Below are 4,170 nucleotides of genomic sequence, written 5' to 3'. Positions count from 1 at the left end.
TGACGTCCAGGCCCGAGATCTGGACCTGACCCGACTCTGACACCCCACCCCGATCCACACCATGGGGAGAACTCCCCATGCGCTCCCCATGCGCTCGTCGGCGCGCTCGTCGGCCCGTGGCGGCGGGCTACCGCCCGAGGAGCGCGCGGATCGAGGCGTCGAGAAAGGCACCGGTGAGATCGGCGCCCTTCAGCTCGGCGAGCGTGCCCAGGCCCTCGAGCCGGTCGAGGAGCGCCTCGGCCTCCTGCCCGGGCGCCTCGCCGAGCGGCACGTCGAGCAGCAGTGGGCAGTCGATCGCGCCGCCCTCGGGCTCAGGGCCGGCGCCCTCGACCCAGGCGCCGACCTCGAAGACGAGCTCGGCGGTCGGCCGTGGCGAGTCCGAGCGCAGGTCGATCCACCAGACGACCTCCTCGCCGGCGACGCGCCAGTGCCCGCGCCGCAACCCGACCTTCCGGGCGCGGAACGCCTTGGCGACCGCCGCCCGGCGGGCCTTCTGATCCACGCGGATCAGCCTACGACTCAGAAGTCGAGGTCGGCGTCGGAGAGCTGGTGGGCGCCGGCGGTGATGAACTCCTTGCGGGGGGCGACGTCGGTGCCCATGAGGAGCTCGAAGATCGCGGCGGCCGACTCGGCGTCGTCGACGGTCAGCCGTCGGAGCGTGCGGTGGCGCGGGTCCATGGTCGTCTCGGCCAGCTGGTCGGCGTCCATCTCGCCGAGGCCCTTGTAGCGCTGCGGGGAGCCCTTCACGGCGACGTTCCTCTTCTTCAGCTCGGCGAGCTTCCGCTGCAGCTCGTCGTCGGAGTAGGTGTAGATGTACCTCTCCATCCCCTTCTTGGGGTTGGAGAGCTCGATCCGGTGCAGGGGCGGCACGGCGGAGTAGACCCGGCCCGCGGTGACCAGCTCAGGCATGTACTTCATGAAGAGGGTCGCGAGGAGCGTACGGATGTGGGCGCCGTCGGCGTCCGCGTCGGCCATGAAGATGATCTTCCCGTAGCGGGCCGCGTCGAGGTCGAAGGTGCGCCCCGACCCGGCTCCGACGACCTGGATGATCGAGGAGCACTCGGCGTTCTTGAGCATGTCGCTCACCGACGCGCGCTGCACGTTGAGGATCTTGCCGCGGATCGGCAGCAGCGCCTGGAACTCGCTGTTGCGAGCCAGCTTGGCGGTGCCGAGGGCCGAGTCGCCCTCGACGATGAAGAGCTCCGTGCGGTCGTTGTCGGCGGCCCGGCAGTCGGCCAGCTTCGACGGCAGCGCGGAGGACTCCAGCGCGTTCTTCCGGCGCTGGGTCTCCTTGTGCTGGCGCGCGGCGATCCGGGTCTTGGCGGCGCCGAGGACCTTCTCCATGACCAGCTTGGCCTGCGCCTTGTCGCGCGCCTTGGTCGAGGTGAGGAAGGCCTTGAGCTCGGCCGCGACGACCTTGCGAACGACGGTCCGCGCCGCCGGCGTACCCAGGATCTCCTTGGTCTGGCCCTCGAACTGCGGCTCGGCCAGCCGGACCGTGACGACCGCGGTGAGGCCCTCGAGCACGTCGTCCTTGATCACGTCGGCGTCGTTGGCCTTGAGCACGCGGGCGGCCTTCATCGCGTCGTTGAAGGTCTTGGTGAGCGCCGCCTCGAACCCGCTCACGTGGGTGCCGCCCTTGGGGGTGGCGATGACGTTGACGAAGGAGCGCAGCTCGGTCTCGTAGCCGCTGCCCCAGCGCAGCGCCACGTCGACGCCCAGCTCGCGCTCGACGTCCTGCGGGGTCATGTGTCCCTTGGCGTCGAGCATGGGCACGGTCTCGGTGAAGGTGTCGGATCCCTGCAGCCGGAGCACCTCGGTGACCGGCTCGCCGGCGGAGAGGAAGTCGACGAACTCGGCGATGCCGCCGGCGTGGAGGAACTTCTCCTCCACCGGACCGGCCGCGTCCGGGGCATCGGTGCGCAGGTCGCGGAGCACGATCTCGAGGCCCGGGACGATGAACGACGTCTGGCGAGCGCGCCCGACGAGGTCGTCCCACACGAAGCCCGCGTCCTTGGTGAAGATCTGGCGGTCGGGCCAGAACCGGATCAGGGTGCCGCTGCGGCCCTTGGCGACGCGGGCGCCCTTCCGGGTGAGCCCGCCGCCCGGGGTGAACGCCGCCGCCGGGCCGTCGCCCGCGAAGACGCCGGGGACGCCGCGCTGGAAGCTCAGTCCCTGGCGTGCGGGGCTGCGGTCCACGTCGATGTCCATCCGGGAGCTCAGCGCGTTGACCACCGAGAGGCCGACGCCGTGCAGGCCGCCCGTGGCGGCGTACGACGACCCGCCGAACTTGCCGCCGGCGTGCAGCTTGGTCGCCACCACCTCGACGCCGGTGAGCCCGGTCTTGGGCTCCTTGTCGGTCGGGATGCCGCGGCCGTCGTCGTAGACCTCGACCGAGCCGTCGGCGTGCAGCGTCACCTCGACCCGTGTGGCGAAGCCCGCGAGAGCCTCGTCGACGCCGTTGTCGATGATCTCCCAGACGCAGTGCATCAGGCCCCGGGTGTCGGTGGAGCCGATGTACATGCCGGGACGCTTGCGCACCGCCTCGAGTCCCTCGAGGACGAGGAGATGCGCTGCGTTGTAGGTGTCGCTCCCAGTGGTGGCCATGGTCCGGAAAATCTATCGGACACCGCAGACATGATCGTGGAATGCCGATAAGAGTCGCGACTCCGTGGTTGGATGGATGGAAGTTGCCACACAGGCGTGGGAATCTTGGACCGCCCCGCTACGTTGCACCTGTCACCGAGACAGAAAAGAGGCCCCTTATGAGCGCAGTGACCACTGCTCCCCACTCCTCGGCGCTGACGGCTGCCGACCGTTGCGACCGTTGCGGTGCCCAGGCCTACCTCCGTGTCGAGCTCCAGTCCGGCGGCGAGCTTCTGTTCTGCGCCCACCACGCCCGGGAGCACGGTGACAAGATCAAGGAGCTCGCGGCCAACGTGACCGACGAGACCCACAAGCTGACGGAGAAGCGCCCGGTCACCGACTGAGTGACCTGACGTCGTCCCCGACGCGCGAGGCCCCCGACTCCGGTCGGGGGCCTCGCTGTTTTACGCCGGAGGCCCGGGTGTCACTAGGGTCCTGCGCCATGGACGACACCACCGCCCTGATCCTCGCGGCGGCTCTGGTGGCGCTCGGGCTGTTCGGCATCCTCGTGCCGGTGATCCCCGGCGGATCGCTGCTGGTCGGCGCCGGCTTCCTGGTCTGGGCCTGGCAGGGCGGGCACTGGGCGTGGTTCGCCCTGCTGGCGACGATCCTCGTGATCGGCGTGGTGCTCAAGTGGGTCTTCCCGCAACGGCGGCTGTCGGCGTACGGGATCCCGGTCTGGACGCAGCTCGCCGGAGCCGCGGCGGCCGTGGTCGGCTTCTTCGTGGTGCCGGTGATCGGGCTCTTCCTCGGATTCGCGGTCGGCATCTTCGCCGCGGAGTCGCTGCGCCTCGGCCCCCGGCTCTCCGCAGGCTCCACGTGGGCGGCGATCAAGGCCGCACTGCTGTCGATCGCGATCGAGCTGGCCGCGGCCCTCCTCGCCTCCGTCGTGTGGATCGTCGGCGTGATCGCGTGACCGTCGTCCTCGCGCTGCTCTCGGCGCTGTGCTACGGCACGTCCGACTTCGTCGGCGGCTTCATGGCCACCCGGATCCCGGCCTGGACGTCGGCGTTCTGCGCCCAGGTCGGCGGCGCCGTCGCGATGGCGGTGCTCACGCTCGTCACGGGCGGTCACCCGGACGCCGCGGCGATGGCCTGGGGTGCCGGCTCGGGCGTCTCGACCGGCGTCGGGCTGCTCGCCCTCTACCGCGGGCTCGCGGTCGGCCGGATGGGCGTCGTCGCGCCGGTGTCCGGGATCGTCGGCGCCCTCGTGCCCGCTCTCATCGGCATCCTGTCCGGCGAACGGCCGTCGGCGCTGGCCTGCGCCGGGCTCCTGCTCGCCCTTCCCGCCGTCTTCCTCGTGGCGAGCGCCCCGCCCACCGACGAGGAGTCCACGCACGGCTCGGGCATCGTCTTCGGCGTCGTCGCCGGTCTGGGGTTCGGTGGCGGATTCGCCGCCATCGCGCAGGTGCCGCCGGAGGCGGGCCACTCCCCCGTGGCGGTCTCCATGGTGGTCGGCGCGCTGCTGACCACGCTCGCCGCCGTGCTCGCCGGCGAGGAGTGGCGCCCGCGCCGGCCGGGCGAG

At 71.2% G+C, this 4,170-nt stretch carries 5 protein-coding genes; 3 read left to right on the top strand and 2 right to left on the bottom strand.

From position 1 onward, the window contains the following. Positions 1–127 precede the first annotated feature (127 nt). The gene (locus QM572_RS05245) at positions 128–502 is read right to left on the bottom strand and encodes a hypothetical protein (RefSeq protein WP_415090781.1); all 375 of its coding nucleotides are present in this window, start codon (positions 500–502) and stop codon (positions 128–130) included. A gap of 17 nt (positions 503–519) precedes the next feature. Beyond that, on the bottom strand, positions 520–2,607 hold the full coding sequence (locus tag QM572_RS05240) for a DNA gyrase/topoisomerase IV subunit B (protein WP_415090779.1): 2,088 nt from the start codon (positions 2,605–2,607) through the stop codon (positions 520–522). 158 nt (positions 2,608–2,765) lie between these two features. Between QM572_RS05240 and QM572_RS05235 the strand changes: the two genes are divergently transcribed. From QM572_RS05235 to QM572_RS05225, 3 genes are all read left to right on the top strand, one after another. Continuing rightward, positions 2,766–2,990 (top strand): hypothetical protein, encoded by a 225-nt coding sequence (locus tag QM572_RS05235; RefSeq protein ID WP_415090777.1) that lies wholly within the window; start codon positions 2,766–2,768, stop codon positions 2,988–2,990. A 98-nt stretch (positions 2,991–3,088) separates the two neighbouring features. Beyond that, a complete protein-coding gene (locus tag QM572_RS05230; RefSeq protein ID WP_415090775.1) occupies positions 3,089–3,562 on the top strand; it encodes a DUF456 domain-containing protein in 474 nt (157 codons plus the stop codon). Next, positions 3,559–4,170: EamA family transporter (locus QM572_RS05225; RefSeq protein WP_415090773.1), on the top strand; the 612-nt coding region annotated here is incomplete at its 3' end. The genes QM572_RS05230 and QM572_RS05225, both read left to right, overlap by 4 nt.

Source organism: Nocardioides sp. (genome assembly GCF_047607365.1).
GTDB lineage: Bacteria > Actinomycetota > Actinomycetes > Propionibacteriales > Nocardioidaceae > Nocardioides.
This window is presented reverse-complemented; position numbering and strand designations above follow the sequence as displayed.

What these genes read in the sequence shown, in the direction of transcription:
- QM572_RS05235 (WP_415090777.1), top strand. Translation starts at nt 2,766, where the DNA reads ATGAGCGCAGTGACCACTGCTCCCCACTCCTCGGCGCTGACGGCTGCC.
- QM572_RS05240 (WP_415090779.1), bottom strand. Translation starts at nt 2,607, where the DNA reads ATGGCCACCACTGGGAGCGACACCTACAACGCAGCGCATCTCCTCGTC.
- QM572_RS05230 (WP_415090775.1), top strand. Translation starts at nt 3,089, where the DNA reads ATGGACGACACCACCGCCCTGATCCTCGCGGCGGCTCTGGTGGCGCTC.